Below are 17,513 nucleotides of genomic sequence, written 5' to 3' on the forward strand. Positions count from 1 at the left end.
AAAACGTGTGTCCGTACCACACGGAAAACCTCCGTACACCTACAAAAGTATCACCGACGCACCGGCGAAGCCTCCGTACCCCTACAAAACCATTACCGGAGTAGCTGCAGCCATTTTGTAGGCCTGCAAAACCATTACAGACGCGCCGGCAGCCATTTTGTACCCCTACAAACCCCTTGCCGGAGCTCCGGTGATACCTCCGTACACCTACAGAGCCTCTACAGAACGGATTTCTCAATTTTCAACCTAATATTAACTCTTTAAATTCAAAGTTATGGAACAAACAAAAGCGATCGGAACCGTTTCACGCTCACGACTGAGCAACGCGGCACACCTGGGTATGAACGAGGAAATAAACCAACGCCTTACACCTCTAAGCGTGGCAGACTCCAAGATCAGCGAAATGCGAAAAACCTACGCCGACGCCATTGCACGGGAACAAGACTGTGTGAACCGCATCACAAAAAGCGCAAGCACAGAACAACTGGAAAAACTGGACGCAGACAGAGACCTCACCTTCCGGTTCATGGTAAACATAGTGGAAGCCTACTGCATCTGCCCCACCGAACAACTGCAACTGGCAGCCAAACGGCTGGATGCCATCTTAGGAGCCTATCACGCACTCAACGAAAAAGCCTTCAGCGAAGAAACAGCCGGGATAGACGGACTGCTGAACGACCTGGGAGGAGATGCTGCGAAAGCGGACATCGAACTGCTGAAACTGGAAAACTTCGTAAGCCTGCTGAGCCAACAAAACCAAGACTACAAAGACCTGGACCGGACACGCACGGACGAATACACGGCACGTGTAAAAGTAGAAACCTCCGAAGCACGCAAAGCAACAGACGAAGCGCTGGATGCGATAGTACGCCGCGTAAACGCCATGCAAGAAATGGAACCGACACCAGAAACCGCAGCCTTTATAGACGCCGTAAACCAGATCTACAAAAAGTACTCGGACCTGATTGCGGCAAAAGCCGGCAAAAACAAGAAGCCAGACACGCCGATTGTATAACCCCCTTTACACACATTTTATATGAAAAAGAACAACAACCCTCGGAACCCGGCCCTCGCGGCCGGGTTCCTGATAATGCTGGCAATGCTGCCTGCATTGACCGCATGCAACGATGACGATGACGGACTGGAAAAAGACCCCACCACAGGACACACCCTGACACTTACACTCAAAACCGGCGTAGAAGCCATACCGGAGACGAGAGCGCTGATCCGAGAAGCAGCCCCGGAAAGCGAAGCCGCGCAAGCTGGCTTCTACTACGAACTGGTATCGAGTGATACTGACAGTTGTTCTGCGGATATGCCTTCCACCAAAGCGCCAACAACGCTGAAGAACGTCTACGCCCTCCTTTTTAAGAGTGACGGGACGTTCAACGGCAGAGCCAACATCGGAACCATGACGGCAAACACAGACAAAGTAGTAACCTTTACAAACGTGGCAGACCCGGCAGCAACAAGTTGCCGGCTGGTGATTGTAGCAAACGACAATGCGGCAACAAACAACTACGCCAGCACGGGAGGAACAGGAAGCTTTGCGAACTTCACAGGAAACTATGCCGCCTTTCAAGCGCTGGTGATGACGAACACGATCAGTTCGGATGCAGACGTACCCTACGCCGGAACGGCAACGGTGAATTTATTTGCCGGTGGAGTAAACGCAACGACATCCGTACAGCTCTACCGCACGCTGGCGAAAGTAACAGTAGTGAATCAGACCTTCTCCATACCCTATACCTCACAAGGCGGAGGAAACATACCGCGCACAGGAATCCAACTCGTAAACGCAGGAAAAAAGTGCTTCGGAACAAAAAACAACTACGACGGAACAGGAAACAACACTAACACCGCAGGAGTGGAGAACTCCACCTCCCTAAACACAAACACCGCAACCTGGTATGTAGGAGAGAATGTACAATCCGGCTACTCGGCCACTAACGCCACCGAAAGAAACAGGCTGAAAGCACCCGATGCTGCGAGGGTAACGCTGACGGGAAGCAAAACCCTCGCAACAGACGATGCCTACACATGCCACTTCGACGTCTTTATGGGCAAAAGCAGCGATGTAAGCGACTTCTCGCTACGCCGACACACAAACTACACGCTGACAGTAAACGTAAACAATTCACTTGAATTCATTAGAAACTATGTAACGAATAGTAGTGGCAACCTATATTACAAGAATGACGATCCCCGGATATGGCACAGCGTGGCTTCTGTGTGGGTATCGGTTAATCAACCGTTGGCCAATACATATAAAACTTGGATAGGAAGTGATTTAACTAATTATCCACCTTTCAATTACGATAGTGGCGCTTCTTCCGGTACGGGTTCCGATTATATGGGCGTTTCTTCTACCGCTACTGTAAATACGCCTTATTCTTTCGAAGTCGAGAAGACTGAACGTGGCAGTTCTGTTTCTAATTACGCTGCCGCTATTGACTATTGTAAAGGATTAGGTACAGGTTGGCGTGTTCCTACAATTATAGAGTTAAAAGGTATGTATGATAATAGAGCTACATTGCAAAGCGGCGGCTGCGCTGCGTTCATCAGCAGTGTCTACTGGAGTAGTTCGGTCTGCAATGGCGATGCCGACAGACGCTGCGTACTGGACTTCAGCGGTGGCAATTACGGTTGGTACGGCACGAGCGGCAGCGCCGGCTATATCCGCTGTGTGCGGGGTACATTAGTACCACCAAATAAGGTCACCATCGACCAGTCCGTAGCCGATGCTTATAAGGCGAAACAGTCTGACCTTACAGCTTATCCTCCATTCAATTATGATGGTGGTACAGTTACAGGCACAACCGGTTCCGATTATAAGGGTGTATCTTCTACTGCTACCGTCACTAAGGAGTATTCCATCGAAGTGTCTAAGACTCAGTCTTCAGGTACTTATCAATATGATAATGATAATGCCAAAGTTCAGTGTACAGCTTTGGGTAGCGGTTGGCGTCTTCCTACTCAGATCGAGTTGTTCGCCATGTATCAGAATAAGTCTAAACTAGAGTCCATATCCGGCTTCGCTGCGTTCGGCAGCAAGTACTACTGGAGTAGTTCGGTCTACGGTGGTATTGTCATTGGCCGCTGCCTACTGCGCTTCAGTGATGGCAATTTCAATTGGGGCAGCACGAACGGCAGCTTCTCTGTTCGCTGTGTCCGGGATATCTGATTAATGGATAGAAATGGCTTTAGCCCGGTTTCAATTGCCATCGGTTTCAACCGACGGATAGTAGAGCCATCCCCTTTCAAGGGCTTTAGCCCAATTGGAGAAGAAAGCTAAAAGGAGATTTCCGGAAAGAAATTTGGCTAAAGCCAACAGGAATGTACATCCTTTAATCCGTCCACTAAAGTAGACGGCAACCGAACTTAGGCTAAAGCCAACAAAGAGAACCTTCTTTAAGCCGTCCGCTTCAGCGGACGGTAACTAAAACCAGGCTAAAGCCAACGGTGAATGTACATCCTTAATTTCGACGGCAGTTTCAATTACAACAATACGAGCCCCAGCTACTACTATGTTCGCTGTGTCCGGGATATCTGATTGGCAGATAAAATATGGCTTTAGCCCGGTTTCAATTGCCGTCGGTTTTAACCGACGGAGGCAGTAGATTCTCCCCTTTCAAGGGCTTTAGCCCAATTGGAGAAGAAAGCTAAAAGGAGATTTCCGGAAAGAAATTTGGCTAAAGCCAACAGGAATGTACATCCCTTAATCCGTCCACTAAAGTAGACGGCAACCGAACTTAGGCTAAAGCCTACAAAGAGAACATACTTTAGGCCGTCCGCTTCAGCGGACGGTAACTAAACTTAGATAAACTCACTAACCGAAGATACAATACTACCGTCAAACAAATTGATAACACGGTGGGCAAAGCTCGCATCATGCTTGGAGTGGGTCACCATTACAATGGTGGTTCCTTCCTTATTCAGTTCGGTGAGGAGTTGCATTACCTCCGCCCCATTCTTTGAATCCAGATTACCGGTAGGCTCATCCGCAAGGATGATCTTCGGGTTGGAAACCACTGCACGGGCGATAGCCACACGCTGCTGCTGACCTCCGGACAACTGCTGGGGAAAATGGGCAGCACGGTGACTGATATTCATTCGCTTCAAGATATCCGTTACCATCTGCTTACGTTCGGAAGCCTTTATTTTTAAGTAAGTCAATGGAAGCTCTACATTCTCGAAAACATTCAATTCATCTATCAGGTTGAAACTCTGGAACACAAATCCTATGTTACCTTTACGAACCTGCGTGCGTTCCTTCTCTTTGAGATGGCCTACTTCCAGATCGCCCAGATAATAATTACCCTCAGAAGGGTTATCCAGAAGGCCGAGAATATTCAACAAGGTTGACTTACCGCAACCGGAAGGGCCCATGATAGCGACAAACTCGCCATCCTTTACTTCCAACGAAACCTTGTTCAATGCTATTGTTTCTACTTCTTCCGTACGGAAGAACTTACTTAAACCTTCAATCTTGATCATAATCGTATTTGTTTTATTTATGTTTTAATTATTCTGTTTTAATACTATCCACCGGATTTTCATTCGCTGCACGCCAGTTCTGGAACGTAACCGTCAAAATGGTTATCATTGACACCAGCAGGAAAGCTAGTAGAAACACCCAGGCATAGACCGGCGTTTTGTAAGCAAAGTTCTCGAGCCAGCGAATTATCGCAAAGTAGGCAACCGGAGCCGCCAACACGAAACAAACCAGCAAAATGCGAAAATACGTTTTATTGAACATAACCAGTATTTGAGATGTAGTAGACCCCATCACCTTACGCAGGCCTATCTCCTTGCGGCGGTATTGGCTCTCGAACACCACCAATCCAAATACGCCTACAATCGAAATGAATACAGCTATCAGGCTAAATAGTGTGATGAGCAGGCTCAAGCTTCTCTCTTTGGCATACGCATTATTCAGCACTTCGTCGAAGAAGCGGACATAGAAAGGATAATCCGGATCGATATTCTTCAAGGCGCCTTTCACCTCCTGCATAGCCGCATGCAGATCGGTTCCGGCCTTTACCTTAATATAGGCATACGAAAGGTTTTCTTCCATCTCCGGCTTGTTGCCCCAGAAGTAGAATGCCATCGGAGTCACTTCCGTACGGAAGGTGGCAAACTTGACGTCCGGCATAAAGCCGATCACTTCGTCTCCATATATCTTATCGCCCAACCGGATATTATACATATTCCTGGCCCGTTCGTTGAAAACGTAGCAACCCGTGCTTGCCAGTTCATCACTCTTTCGGAAGCCACGCCCTTCGTTTACTTTTATTCCCATCAGATCCATGAAAGCAACATCTACCGGCAAGCATTGAAACTGGATATTATTCCCGTTCAGTTCACGTCCCCATCCCATAAACCGGTCTTGGTTCGAAATAAGTACCGAAGCGAAAGTTACATCCTCAATACCCGAATACGACTTCAGCTGGTTGGCAAACGCCTCTTTCTTATCCTTCACCAACTGAGTAATATTGGAAACAATCAGTTGGTCTTTCTCGTATCCCAACGAAGAGGTAGACATATAACGGTTCTGCAGATACATAAACATAGCCCCGATGATCAGCGCAAACGAGGCAAAAAACTGGATGCCTATCAGTACATTCCGCAACATGCGTCCTTGAGACGAAAGACCAAAAGTCCCTTTTAGCACCAGTGCAGGAGGAAAAGAAGTGACATAGTTGGATGGATAATAGCCTGCTACCAGACCCAAGACAATGGAAACACCGGCTGTGACAGCCACCAGCAAAGGATGAGCTGCCAACGACAATTCCGCATTCACCAACAAAGCCAACGGGGTTTTCCCCAGCATAGACACCATCCATAAAGCCAGCAAAAAGGCAATCATACTGATACAAACAGCCTCCATCTGCAAAGAAAAGCGAAGCGTACTATCCGGACTTCCCAATACTTTCTGAGTGTTTATACTTTTGATGCGCATCGGCGTAAGCGCCATACTGAAATTCGTAAAGTTGATACCGGCAATAATAAGTATCACGATGGCAATTGCGACCAGTACCCACAGCGTCTGACGGTCTGCCTTAGGGGTAGAATCGTACGTAACGTCCGTCGTGAAATGGATGTCCGGAAGTTGTACAAGGCGGAAATTAACCCCGCCTTTAAACCAAGTGATATTCTTCCCCAAATCGTTCTTCTTATAGTAAGCCAGAAAGTCGTTTACCAGCTCCTTTGCCGATTCGGGCGAATCCAGACGGATGTAAAAGTAATAGCTGGAATTACCCCAGTGGTGTGCATTTTCTTTTTCATCCATCGGCTTATAGATCACGTTCTCTACAATACTGTTCTTGGGGAAGTCTTTATACACACCTCCCACAACGAGTCGTCCACTCTTCTCCTCAAACAAGCCGGCCATCATCGAATGTGTCTCCCTCGGTTCGAGTACTTTGCCTACTGCCGATTCGCTGCCGAACATTTTACGTGCCAGGCTTTCGGGTAACAGAATCTTATTCGGTTCATTCAGCGCTTTATCGCTTCCTTCTGTCATATCAAACCGGAACACATCGGTGAAAGAAGGGTAAACCGTCAGGCTCTTCTCAAAATAACTCTCTTTATCTCCATCCTTATCCACAGTAAAAAGTGTCTCCTGGCAAAAAGGATATGTCAAAGCTCCGGCCTTGATATGAGGGGAAAAGCGGGCAAAGGCATCCGCCATCGGACGGGAGAAAATGGCCTGCACCGGATCGCCTTCCCATTGAAGGTCTACCCGGTAAATTACCTCGGAATCTTTATGAAACGTATCGAAAGTACGGTCATAATCCACCTGCATCTGAATTACCATAAAGGCACCAAAAGCAACCGACAACCCTAGTATGTTAAGTATTGTCGCCATCTTGAAGCGGCGCAACACGCTGATAAAGTTCCTTATAATTGTTCTCATTTCTGTTTTCTCTTATTTATATTTTGTATAATTTCTACTGCTGTACCTTACGGAAACTCTCCACCGGATCGGTATTGGCAGCCCGCCAGCTCTGCACGAATACTGCAGCAAACGAGATGACAAAACAGAACAGACCGGCAGCAATAAAGATAAGCGGATTTAACGCTATGCGATATGAATAATTGGACAGCCAATCATTACCAAAATGATAGATGATCGGGACTGCTACTACAAAAGCAACACCTACATAGATCATAAAAGTACGTACCAATTTTATCAATATCTCTTTATTAGTCGAGCCAAACACCTTACGCACGGCAACTTCTTTGGAACGCTGCTGGATAAAGTAGGTAGACATAGCAACCAGGCCGAGTAACGAGATCAGAACCGCAATCACAGAGAAGACAATCACGATCTTCGCCAGACGAATCTGAGAATCGAAAGCCTTTTGCAGTTCTTCATCAAGTATGCATGTCTCGGCTTCAAGCCCTATTACCTTTTCATAAACACGTTGCAACTCTTTATTAGCTGTAAAAATATCGCCTTGTGTTTCTACCAGGATCGCCCAAGGCTGTTCGTCATCCTTCAGGAAGCGGAACATGATAGGAACCTTATCACGGGTGACATCGCCGAACTGGAAATCCTGTATCGTCCCGGCAATGGGGAACGACCAACCTTTGTTATCGAAGGTAACCGAAGGAGTATCTTCGGGTAGGTTCATCTCCTTAAAGGCAAACTGGCTCACATACCAACCGTCGCCGCCGGCCAGATGATTGTCGCGCAGTATCTTCAACCCCAGGATATCCATACATTCTTTATCCATCACGAACTGCCGCCAGGAAAGAACTTTTCCCTGCAGGGTGGCCGTATTGTTATTAGCACCCAGCAACGGTATCCCCCGTGTTTTCCCTACGGCTTTGACGAACGGCAGACGACGAAACTCATTCACAAGCGCCGAATATTGTTCCCCCTTCACTGCATTGGTTACGACTGCAATCTGGTTGTTCATCTTATATCCCAGCGGAGCGTGGATCAAATGCAATATCTGTTCCACCATCAGGATAGAAGCAGCAATCATAGCGATTGTTATCACATTCTGGAAGACGATAAAAAACTTGCTGAATACCATCTTCGTCTTTGCACGGAACGTACCGCGCACCACTTCGATAGGCTTCGAAGCCGAAATGATAAGCGAAGGCAGCAAACCAGAAAGTCCGCCCACAACTAATAGCACACCCACCAGCGACAGTAGCCAGGGCAGTGTAAACAGTACACTGAGATCAAGTTTTGTCCGCAACAAGTCGTTCACAAACGGAACAGCTGCCAGCGCCAGCAGGATAGCGATAATCATAGATATGAACGTGAGCAACGTAGCCTCCTGCATCAGGCGGAGAAAGAGTTCGCCGCGTGAAGAACCCAGCAGACGGCGTGTTGCCATCTCCTTGGCACGGAAACCGGCTTGCGCCACAGTCAGGTTAATATAGTTGATTACGGCAAAAATCAGGATCAGGATGCCGATAGACATCAACACTAATACAAACTTTTTATCGCCGGTATGCAGGTTATTGCTTCCCAAACCAGAGAAGTAGAAGTTTTTCAGTGAAACGATCTTCGCCTCTTTTGCAATATTTATCTCGTAAGGCCAGTAGAACGTCTTCATCCACTCCGCCATCTCTGCAGCCCGGGACGGGAAATTACTGCCTTGACGCACCATTACAAAAGCAACGGTAGCTCCGGCATTATTCAATGCATCGGGTGCCAGACTCGAATTAAAGCACGCCATCTGCTCCCAACGCAGAATAACGTCGGCCTCAGGGAGAGATGAATGACGCATGTCACCTATAACTCCGCTAATAATGGCCGAAATGGTATCGCCTACCAACAACGGCTTACCAACCGGATCGTCCGCTCCGAACATTTTGCGAGCAAAAGAAGAAGAGACTACAGCATAGTTGCGGGCTGAGAGCACCTGATTACGGTCTCCCTTCAGCAACGGAAAATCAAAGAAGTCGAAGAAGGTAGAATCGGCAAACATCAGATCGGCATTCAGTTTCTTATCTTCGCTCACTACTTTTGTCTTTTCGCCGGCTGCAGAACACATCACCGGACAAACCTTCTCTACCTCCGGATAACGGTCTTTTATCTTATACGACATAGCTGCACCGGATTCTATCCAGTTTTCATTACCCACCAGATAAATCCGGTTGGCCTTTGTGTGGCGGCTGTCGGTAGATATCTCCTGCACGGTATAAACCGCAATCAGCAACACGAACATCAACGATACGCTCAACCCGAATATATCGATAGCAGTATAGGCCTTATTATGGCTCATAAATTTAGCGAAGGCTTTTAAATTAAGTAGATTATTCATTGTATTCCATATTATTTATTCATCATAAAAATCTATCACTGTGTATCCCTATTCGTTCTTCAGACTATTTACCGGATTATCATTTGCCGTATGGTGTACATTCAGACAAACCACTGACAGAATAACCAGCAACACTGCCGCTCCACAACCAATAAAGATATACCATGCGAGCGGCACCTTCTCTGTGAATTGCTCCATCCATTTCTGCACTGCAAAGAAGGCAAAGCAACCGCCTAATATGACCGCAGGAAGTGCAATACGTATTATATCACGGAGGAACAGTTTTATAATTTCCATCACCTCAGCTCCACTTACCCGGCGGACGGCAATCTCCTTACGGCGGCGGTTCACCTCGTCGTTCGTGTAACCTATCAGACCTATCAGGGCAATAAGCAGAGTGATACAACCGCCTATCAGCACGGAGTCACGAAACTGACGGGATTCGTTGTACATATCTTTTATCTCCGTACGGAAAGCATTCAGTGTAATATCGTTGTTTGGAAAAAGGGCAGAAATCTCCTTCTGCACGTGCTCCATTCCTCTTGCATCCAGATTGTGGAATTTTACCAACAAATTATAAGAGGGCGTTTTAGAATAGAACATAACCGTAGGGCGCTCATCCTGGCTGGCTATCGAACCTAAACGGAAATTTTCGTAAACACCGCAGATTGTGAACGGAGATCTTTGCCCTGTTAATTCATCTCCCCCATGTTCTGTCACTAAAATAGCTTTCCCTATCACATCGTCTGTCCAGCCTGCCAATAGTTTCATCTTCTCAACAAACCGGCGATCCACCATAACCTCGTTCGAATTAGTTATATTTTCTGTAAAAGAACGTCCCTGTATGACCGGAATTCCCATAATCTTCAGATAACCGTTACCCACACTATATTGATCTGCTATATTGAAATATTCTCTGTCCGAACCAGGTAGCGTTATATTGTTGCCGGAAGATACAGCAAAAGGTAACTGATAGCAAGTTGTAACCGCTGCGACTTCCGGTAAACGCATCAATTCGTCTACCGCTTTACGACGAGCAGTAGAATCCACACCAGCCAATTCACTATAAGCCAGATTTTCATACTCATAACCCGGATTGTCATTTACCATATAATTATACTGACGGCCGATAAAGATCAACATCGTAAACAAGAAACCGGCAGCAATGAATTGCACAAACAACAGAGCCAATTTCCATACACGTTTATTCTCTCTAAAATTACGGAAAGCAGAAGCCACAGGAATACGGGCATACAAATAACCGGGCATCAAACCACTGCCTAAAAAGATAAGCCCACAAACAAGCAACAGGATCAAACTACCTTTTGAAAGTAGTAAAGCTTCGAGTGACGCTCCTAACAACTCCTCTACCGTTCCACGGAACGCAAAGATCAGAATAGCAGCCAACACCAACGAAAGAATCATGTGTACAAAAGCTTCTCCCAGCATCATACCATTAATATTTTTACCGGCAGCTCCATAACATTTATGAACAGCCACTTCTTTGGAACGGGACACAATACCGGATATAACTATCAATATATAATTCATCATCGCAGTAAACAGCAAAGCAAATGCCAACAACGAAAGCAGCCATGCCATTCGTTTCACCTGCGCATCGTCCTTATGTATATCGGATATTGCATGCAAAGTATATGAAAACTTATACCCTTGCTTAGCCTGTTCTTCCGGCGAAAAGTGCTTGTAAACAATCTTAAGCATTCCTTCAAGTACAGTAGGGACAGATGCTTTGGTATAAAGTTTGATGTAACTGATATAACGGTCGTTTCCAAACAGATTCGTATGCGATTCCGCACGCATAAACTGAGGTGAAGAAGGCATGGAAATAATAACATCGTAACGGTCGGATGCATTTTCAGGTATCTCCTCAAATACACCGCCAATAGTAAGCACGCGCCCCGGGGCATCGTCGGCAACGAAAGTTTTTCCAACTACATTTCCACCGATTTTTTTTGCCATGCGGCTGGATATCATCACCTGCATCGGAGTAGAAAGAACTTCTTTCGCATTACCTAACAGGATAGGACGAGGTAACATTTCAAACAGGCAACTATCACCAAAAACAGTTTTGCCTTTATATTTAAGCTGTGTATCCGTCATAGTAAACGTCCATGTTCCATACGGATTAATACGCGTAGCCATCTCTATCTCCGGAATACTCTCTTTCATCAGGCCGGCAGTTCCTCCGCTAGTACGTCCCCAATCTTTTAATTCTCCATCTCTTTCTACACACTCCCATATCTGGAAAATACGGTCGGCATCAGGATAGAAACTATCATACGATTGTTCAAAGTAGACTTTCGCTATCAATACCAATCCAACAGCCAGTCCTACCCCTAAAGAGACAATCTTCATTATATTATGCCTTCCTTTCTTGAAAAGAGAACGAAAGGCAATGATTATATTTTTCATACATTTTTGTTTCTTGTTGCCAGTAATTATTCAAGTACTAACACTTCGTTATCCTTATAGCTTTCATAACTTGAGATAATAACTTTTTCCCCTGCCTCAAGTCCTTCAAGTACTTCATAATACTGCGGGTTCTGGCGACCAATCTTTATACTGCGTCTATATGCCTTCTTTCCGTCTTTATCAAGAACAAATATCCAGCTTCCTCCTGTACTCTGGAAGAACGTGCCTTTTGGTATGATAATACTTTCGGTAGGTTGGCCCAATTCAAGATTGATATAGTAGGTCTGTCCGCTACGGATATTATCCGGACGTTCTCCCGTAAAAACCAAATCAGTGCGGAATTTACCATCACGTACCTCGGGATAGACTTTACGTACGGAAAGAGCAAAGTTAGAACCTTGACGTTCAAAGGTTGCATTCAACCCCGGTTTTACACGGTCTATATAGTGTTCGTCAATCATAGCTTCAATTTTATAGTCAGACAAATCATTAATCTGTCCGATCTTCTGACCCGGAGTAATATTCTGTCCCAAGACAACATCCAGCAATCCTAACTCGCCGGCAATTTGCGAACGAACATTCAGGTTTTCTTTACGTTCGCGTATCAACAAGATATTTTTACGCATATTTGCCAAACTAGCTTCCATTTCTTCCATCTGAATAGTACGGGAAAGGGAATCCTGGCGTAAACGTTCCGTTATCAAAGCATGTTTCTTGGATGATAATTCATAGTCTTCCTTTGCTTTCAGATAATCTTCCTTTGCAATCAGGTTTTCCTTATATAATTGTTCTTGCTGGCGATAAGCACGCAAAGAACGCGTCATATCCATATCATACTGCAATTTTTCAGTCTGATTGGTCAGCTTATCTTGTTCCATTGTCACCTGTGTATTACGCAAAAAGTTCTGCTTTTCCGCCAATTCGGCTTCGGCATTCAATATCTGTAAATCCAGATTAGAATTGCTAAGACGTACAATAATGTCTCCTTTCTTCACATGAGCACCTTCTTCAACCACCTTTTCCTGTACAATACCTCCTTCTTCGGGGCTAAGTTGCACAACAGTTATCGGTTGTACCTGGCCATCAACACGAAAGAAATCGTTAAACTGATCACGGGTCACATCACCAATACTAACGCCTCGTGCGTCCACTTTTAATGTAGAAGCATGATCACCAAAAATAATCCATCCCAGCAATACTACAAATAAAGCTCCACCTGCAATGTACGGAATGTGCTTCTTTTGAACGCCTTTTTTCTTTTCTAATTGTATATCCATTGTATTTTGATTTTTCTTTTCTTAATTTATTATTTTCTATTCTCAATTTTCAGCTTCCACAAGCGGTTTTCCTTTATAGTAATCAACCAATTTACTCTTCATCAAATACATCAGCTTTTTCTGTAGCAGATTAGCCTTTGAAGTAAGCAGGTTGTTCGAACTTGTTTGTACATCCAGGGAACTCATCAAACCTTCTTCATACTTGCGAAGTGTTATGCGATATGCCAAATCATTCGAACTAACTTGTTTATCCATCTGAATAGCCTCTTTTGCATAGCCTTCACGATCTAAAACCGACTGTTCAACAGCATTCTGCAACTGACGAAGTACTTCCGTTTTCGTTTCTTCTGCGATACGCAAATTATTACGATAACGACGGAGGTTCGTTACTTTACTCAAACCGTTGAACAACGGAAAACTAATAGTAAATCCTAAATATTCGCCACGGTTATTCTTAAACTGACTGTTAAAGCTGGCCGGAGATGCCTCCGATTTCAGATTTTCAAAATAGTTTGTAGAAATACCCGCATTAAAATAGATTTGAGGCAACATAGCACCTTTAGACATACGATATTGATATTTAGCAGCCTGCAACTGAAAATCAGCTTGTTGGGATGTAGGATTATTCTCCTCCGCATAACCATATATTTCATTTACATTCTCATTGACGGTAACAAATGAAACATCCGGCAAAAGCGTATCTACTTCCAGTTCCAGATCGGAAGGATAATTCATCTTTTCCTTTAATGTCAACAATGCCGTATTATAAAGATTCTGCTGATGTGTTAACGTATAATCGTCCGTAGCTACCTGAGCTTCAAATTGGGCAACATCGGCTTTACCTTTCAGTCCAAGCTCTTCCTGACGTTTTGTTTTATAAAGTGTACGCCGGCTCTCCTCCAATTTCTCGGCAGCTATCTTGATTGTACCTTTATAATATACAACATCTGCATACGCCTGCATCGTTTCCAATGCCAGATCATCTTTTTTCTTCTGAATATCATTCTTACCCATTTTCACATTCGACTTTCCTAACAACCATTGATTTATTAACTGGCCGCCGGTAAAAATCGGAATTTGGGTACTCAAGCCGTACGAGTTATTAAAGGTAGACGTATTATTATATGTATTTGTTTCCGGGTCAATAGAACGGCCAAAATTATACTGGGCGCCTACGTTGGCTGAAGCCGTTGGAAAGAAAGAAGCTACCGATGCGTTACGTTCTGCCTTATACGTATCATAAGTGAATGTTTGTTTTTTTACGGCCGGACTATTTTCAACGGCATACCGCATACAATCATTTAGCGACCAGAATTTCTCCTGTGCCACTGTTGTAGTAACCAAACCAAACGAAAGAATTGTTGTAAGTAATATCTGTTTCATTTCTTTATTATTTTCTACCAGTAAAGAAGCAAAGAGCATGCCAAAACAAATAACAAACTATTTATCAAACCATTACATAAACAACAAAATCAGTACAGTGTCAAAAAATTGGACAGTATTGTAAAATTATTGGACAAGACAATAAATATTCCCGGTCATCCATTCAAAACATCTGGATGATTTTATAAAAAGATCCCGATGATTTTTTTGATTCACAGTTATGATTTTGAAAAGTCATAATTATGAGTTTGTTTTTTGTTTAGCAGAATTGGAGTAATTCTGATAGTATACATTATCTTTGCCGTACTCATTACACTTAATATAATAAATGGCAAAACAAGGAACCATACTCGTTGTAGATGATAACAAAGGAATTCTTACAGCCGTACAAATGCTGCTGGGTACTTGCTTTGAAAAAGTAATCACAATCTCTACGCCCAATAAGATTAAATCGACATTACACGATGAACCCATAGACGTTGTATTACTGGATATGAATTTTAGTTCCGGTATTAATAACGGTAACGAAGGGCTTTTTTGGCTCTCGGAAATAAAAAAAGAATATCCATCCGTACAAGTTGTACTTTTTACGGCTTACGCAGATATAGATCTGGCTGTACGAGGCATTAAAGACGGTGCAACCGATTTTATCGTAAAACCGTGGGATAACGCCAAATTAATAGAAACATTACAAACTGCATACAACTTACGTTCGTCTAATCAGAAAAAAACAAATGACAAGCAGCTCATATCAAAGGAAAGCGGTATGTTTTGGGGCGAAAGCAACGCCATGCAGCAACTGCGCATACTGATAGATAAAGTTGCAAAAACAGATGCCAATATTCTAATTACCGGAGAAAACGGTACAGGCAAAGAGATGCTGGCGAGGGAAATACATCTGCTTTCCAATAGAAAGAACGAAGCTATGGTACCTGTAGATATGGGAGCCATTACAGAAACATTATTTGAAAGTGAACTGTTTGGCCATGTAAAAGGTGCTTTTACGGATGCCCGTACCGATCGTTCGGGCAAGTTTGAAGTTGCCAATAACAGCACTTTGTTCCTTGACGAAATAGGCAACCTATCCTTTCACCTACAAGCTAAACTTCTGACAGCCCTGCAAAGAAGAAGTATTATCCGCGTAGGAAGCAATACACCCATACCTGTTAATATACGTCTGATCTGCGCTACCAACAAGGATTTACAGGAAATGGTACAAAAAGAAGAATTCCGTGAAGACTTGCTTTATCGTATCAACACGATTCATGTTGAAATTCCTCCCCTGCGGGAACGTTTGGAAGATATTATACCATTAACTGAAATATTTCTTTCCAAATATGGAAATCTCTATAGTAAACCTACTTTGCATCTGAGCAACGATGCACAAGAAAAACTAAAACAACAACCTTGGTTCGGAAATATCCGCGAATTGGAGCACACCATTGAAAAAGCGGTTATTATCTGTGAAGGTGACACTTTAGATAGCAACGACTTTGATTTTCCCCGCAAAAAAGAGACGCAGACAAAAGAGATCACCACATTAGAGGAAATGGAATATAACATGATAAAAAATGCTATGGACAAATTTGGAGGGAACCTGTCTTTAGTAGCCAACCAATTGGGAATCTCAAGACAAACATTATATAATAAAATAAAGAGATACGAAATTTGATTGGAAATTGAAATATAGCTTGTCATAATTTTCAACACCCGATTACCAGCGATGCTAAAAGGTATATACTATAGTCTTACATTCCGGCTTCTGTTACTGCTTATCACTACAGGAGCATTCACGTATTGTTGTCTGCAACAATACTGGGAATTTTGCATACTTATCTGCATAGCATGGCTATATAGTATACAGATGATGCGCACGTTGTATAAACGTAATGCGCAAAAAATAGCATTTATGTTTGATGCTATAGACAATAGCGACTATGCTTTCAAATATGCAACCAGCGGCCGTTCATCAAATGATAAAATGGTTAGCGAATCATTAAACCGCATCACTCAAATTCTGTTTCATGCCAAAGCCGAAGCGCTCCAAAAAGAAAAGTATTACGAACTTATCATGAACTCCGTCAATACGGGGATTTTAGTTATAGACGACAAAGGTGTTATATTTCAAACAAACAACGAAGCTCTGCGTTTGCTCGGGCTAACTGTTTTTACTCATGTCAGACAGTTAGGACGTATTGATGAAGAATTAGAGCAAACCATATCGTCCGTGCTCCCCGGAGAGAAACACCAAATATCTTTTAATAACGAAAGAGGAACCGTACATCTTTCCTTGCGCGTATCTGAAATGACATTGCAGGAAAAACATGTCCGTATTATTGCGCTTAATGACATTAACAGCGAACTGGACGAAAAAGAAATTGACTCGTGGATACGACTGACACGCGTATTGACACACGAAATTATGAACTCGGTAACCCCTATGACTTCATTAAGCGACACTTTACTTTCCATCCATGGAGATGCCAATAAAGAAATCCGGAATGGTCTGGAAGTTATCAGTACAACAGGAAAAAGTTTAATTTCATTTGTTGAGTCATACCGTAAATTTACTCATATCCCAACTCCGCAACCCTCATTATTCTATATATCGAAGTTTGCAGACCGGATGGTGCAGCTTGCCCGGTACCACAACAATTATCCGAATATAAGCATTCGGATAGATGTCCAACCAACCGATTTAATTGTTTATGCCGATGAAAACCTCATTTCGCAAGTTGTTTTGAACCTACTTAAAAACGCCATGCAAGCAATTGGCCATGAACAAGAAAACGGTTTAATCGAATTAACAGCTTACTGTAATAAAGATGAAGCAGTATTTATTGAAGTAAGCAACAATGGCCCTGCTATTCCTCCGGAAGAGGCCGAACATATTTTCATACCGTTCTTTACTACCAAAGAAGGCGGAAGCGGTATAGGACTTTCCATTTCCCGTCAGATTATGCGTTTATCGGGAGGAAGCATAACCCTGAAAAGTTCTCCTTCCACAAAAAAGACGACATTTATATTGATGTTTCCTTAACATATTTCCGCTGATGAAATTTAATTTTCTCCCGGATGTGTTTTTTGTCTCTCTAATTTTACTCTAAGAAAAATAGCAAACTGTTGCCGA

At 43.7% G+C, this 17,513-nt stretch carries 10 protein-coding genes; 4 read left to right on the forward strand and 6 right to left on the reverse strand.

Annotated elements, in window-relative coordinates; all coding sequences use genetic code 11:
* Positions 1–403: 403 nt before the first annotated feature.
* Together ACYIB7_RS08680 and ACYIB7_RS08685 are read left to right on the forward strand one after the other, a co-directional pair.
* Complete coding sequence (locus ACYIB7_RS08680) at positions 404–1,015, forward strand: DUF6261 family protein (RefSeq protein ID WP_480336785.1); 612 nt, start codon at positions 404–406, stop codon at positions 1,013–1,015.
* A gap of 21 nt (positions 1,016–1,036) precedes the next feature.
* Positions 1,037–3,184, forward strand: a complete 2,148-nt coding sequence (locus ACYIB7_RS08685) for a DUF1566 domain-containing protein (protein WP_480336787.1) — start codon at positions 1,037–1,039, stop codon at positions 3,182–3,184.
* Positions 3,185–3,816: 632 nt separating this feature from the next.
* Here ACYIB7_RS08685 and ACYIB7_RS08690 read toward each other — a convergent pair.
* From ACYIB7_RS08690 to ACYIB7_RS08715, 6 genes are read right to left on the reverse strand one after another with little or no spacing between them, the layout of a single operon-like run.
* Positions 3,817–4,497, reverse strand: a complete 681-nt coding sequence (locus ACYIB7_RS08690) for an ABC transporter ATP-binding protein (RefSeq protein ID WP_480336789.1) — start codon at positions 4,495–4,497, stop codon at positions 3,817–3,819.
* Between the two features lie 28 nt (positions 4,498–4,525).
* Complete coding sequence (locus ACYIB7_RS08695) at positions 4,526–6,919, reverse strand: ABC transporter permease (protein WP_480336790.1); 2,394 nt, start codon at positions 6,917–6,919, stop codon at positions 4,526–4,528.
* A 34-nt stretch (positions 6,920–6,953) separates the two neighbouring features.
* Complete coding sequence (locus tag ACYIB7_RS08700; RefSeq protein ID WP_103982016.1) at positions 6,954–9,290, reverse strand: ABC transporter permease; 2,337 nt, start codon at positions 9,288–9,290, stop codon at positions 6,954–6,956.
* Between the two features lie 48 nt (positions 9,291–9,338).
* Positions 9,339–11,723: an ABC transporter permease gene (locus ACYIB7_RS08705; RefSeq protein WP_480336792.1), complete on the reverse strand. Its 2,385-nt coding sequence runs from the start codon at positions 11,721–11,723 to the stop codon at positions 9,339–9,341.
* 26 nt (positions 11,724–11,749) lie between these two features.
* Entirely contained in the window at positions 11,750–13,000 is a 1,251-nt protein-coding gene (locus ACYIB7_RS08710) for an efflux RND transporter periplasmic adaptor subunit (RefSeq protein ID WP_099465367.1), read from the reverse strand.
* Between the two features lie 42 nt (positions 13,001–13,042).
* Positions 13,043–14,383, reverse strand: coding sequence for a TolC family protein (locus ACYIB7_RS08715; RefSeq protein ID WP_103982303.1), 1,341 nt, complete (start codon positions 14,381–14,383; stop codon positions 13,043–13,045).
* 328 nt (positions 14,384–14,711) lie between these two features.
* Here ACYIB7_RS08715 and ACYIB7_RS08720 point away from each other — a divergent pair, with 328 nt between their 5' ends.
* Together ACYIB7_RS08720 and ACYIB7_RS08725 are read left to right on the forward strand one after the other, a co-directional pair.
* The gene (locus tag ACYIB7_RS08720) at positions 14,712–16,055 is read left to right on the forward strand and encodes a sigma-54-dependent transcriptional regulator (protein ID WP_480336794.1); all 1,344 of its coding nucleotides are present in this window, start codon (positions 14,712–14,714) and stop codon (positions 16,053–16,055) included.
* A gap of 51 nt (positions 16,056–16,106) precedes the next feature.
* The gene (locus tag ACYIB7_RS08725; RefSeq protein WP_103982019.1) at positions 16,107–17,423 is read left to right on the forward strand and encodes a sensor histidine kinase; all 1,317 of its coding nucleotides are present in this window, start codon (positions 16,107–16,109) and stop codon (positions 17,421–17,423) included.
* Positions 17,424–17,513 lie beyond the last annotated feature (90 nt).

Source organism: Parabacteroides sp. KHUB-03 (assembly GCF_056640975.1).

Excerpts from the sequence above, each read along its gene's own strand:
- ACYIB7_RS08685 (WP_480336787.1), top strand. The coding sequence starts at position 1,037 with ATGAAAAAGAACAACAACCCTCGGAACCCGGCCCTCGCGGCCGGGTTC.
- ACYIB7_RS08695 (WP_480336790.1), bottom strand. The coding sequence starts at position 6,919 with ATGAGAACAATTATAAGGAACTTTATCAGCGTGTTGCGCCGCTTCAAG.
- ACYIB7_RS08690 (WP_480336789.1), bottom strand. The coding sequence starts at position 4,497 with ATGATCAAGATTGAAGGTTTAAGTAAGTTCTTCCGTACGGAAGAAGTA.
- ACYIB7_RS08710 (WP_099465367.1), bottom strand. The coding sequence starts at position 13,000 with ATGGATATACAATTAGAAAAGAAAAAAGGCGTTCAAAAGAAGCACATT.
- ACYIB7_RS08715 (WP_103982303.1), bottom strand. The coding sequence starts at position 14,383 with ATGAAACAGATATTACTTACAACAATTCTTTCGTTTGGTTTGGTTACT.
- ACYIB7_RS08700 (WP_103982016.1), bottom strand. The coding sequence starts at position 9,290 with ATGAATAATCTACTTAATTTAAAAGCCTTCGCTAAATTTATGAGCCAT.
- ACYIB7_RS08680 (WP_480336785.1), top strand. The coding sequence starts at position 404 with ATGCGAAAAACCTACGCCGACGCCATTGCACGGGAACAAGACTGTGTG.
- ACYIB7_RS08720 (WP_480336794.1), top strand. The coding sequence starts at position 14,712 with ATGGCAAAACAAGGAACCATACTCGTTGTAGATGATAACAAAGGAATT.
- ACYIB7_RS08705 (WP_480336792.1), bottom strand. The coding sequence starts at position 11,723 with ATGAAAAATATAATCATTGCCTTTCGTTCTCTTTTCAAGAAAGGAAGG.
- ACYIB7_RS08725 (WP_103982019.1), top strand. The coding sequence starts at position 16,107 with ATGCTAAAAGGTATATACTATAGTCTTACATTCCGGCTTCTGTTACTG.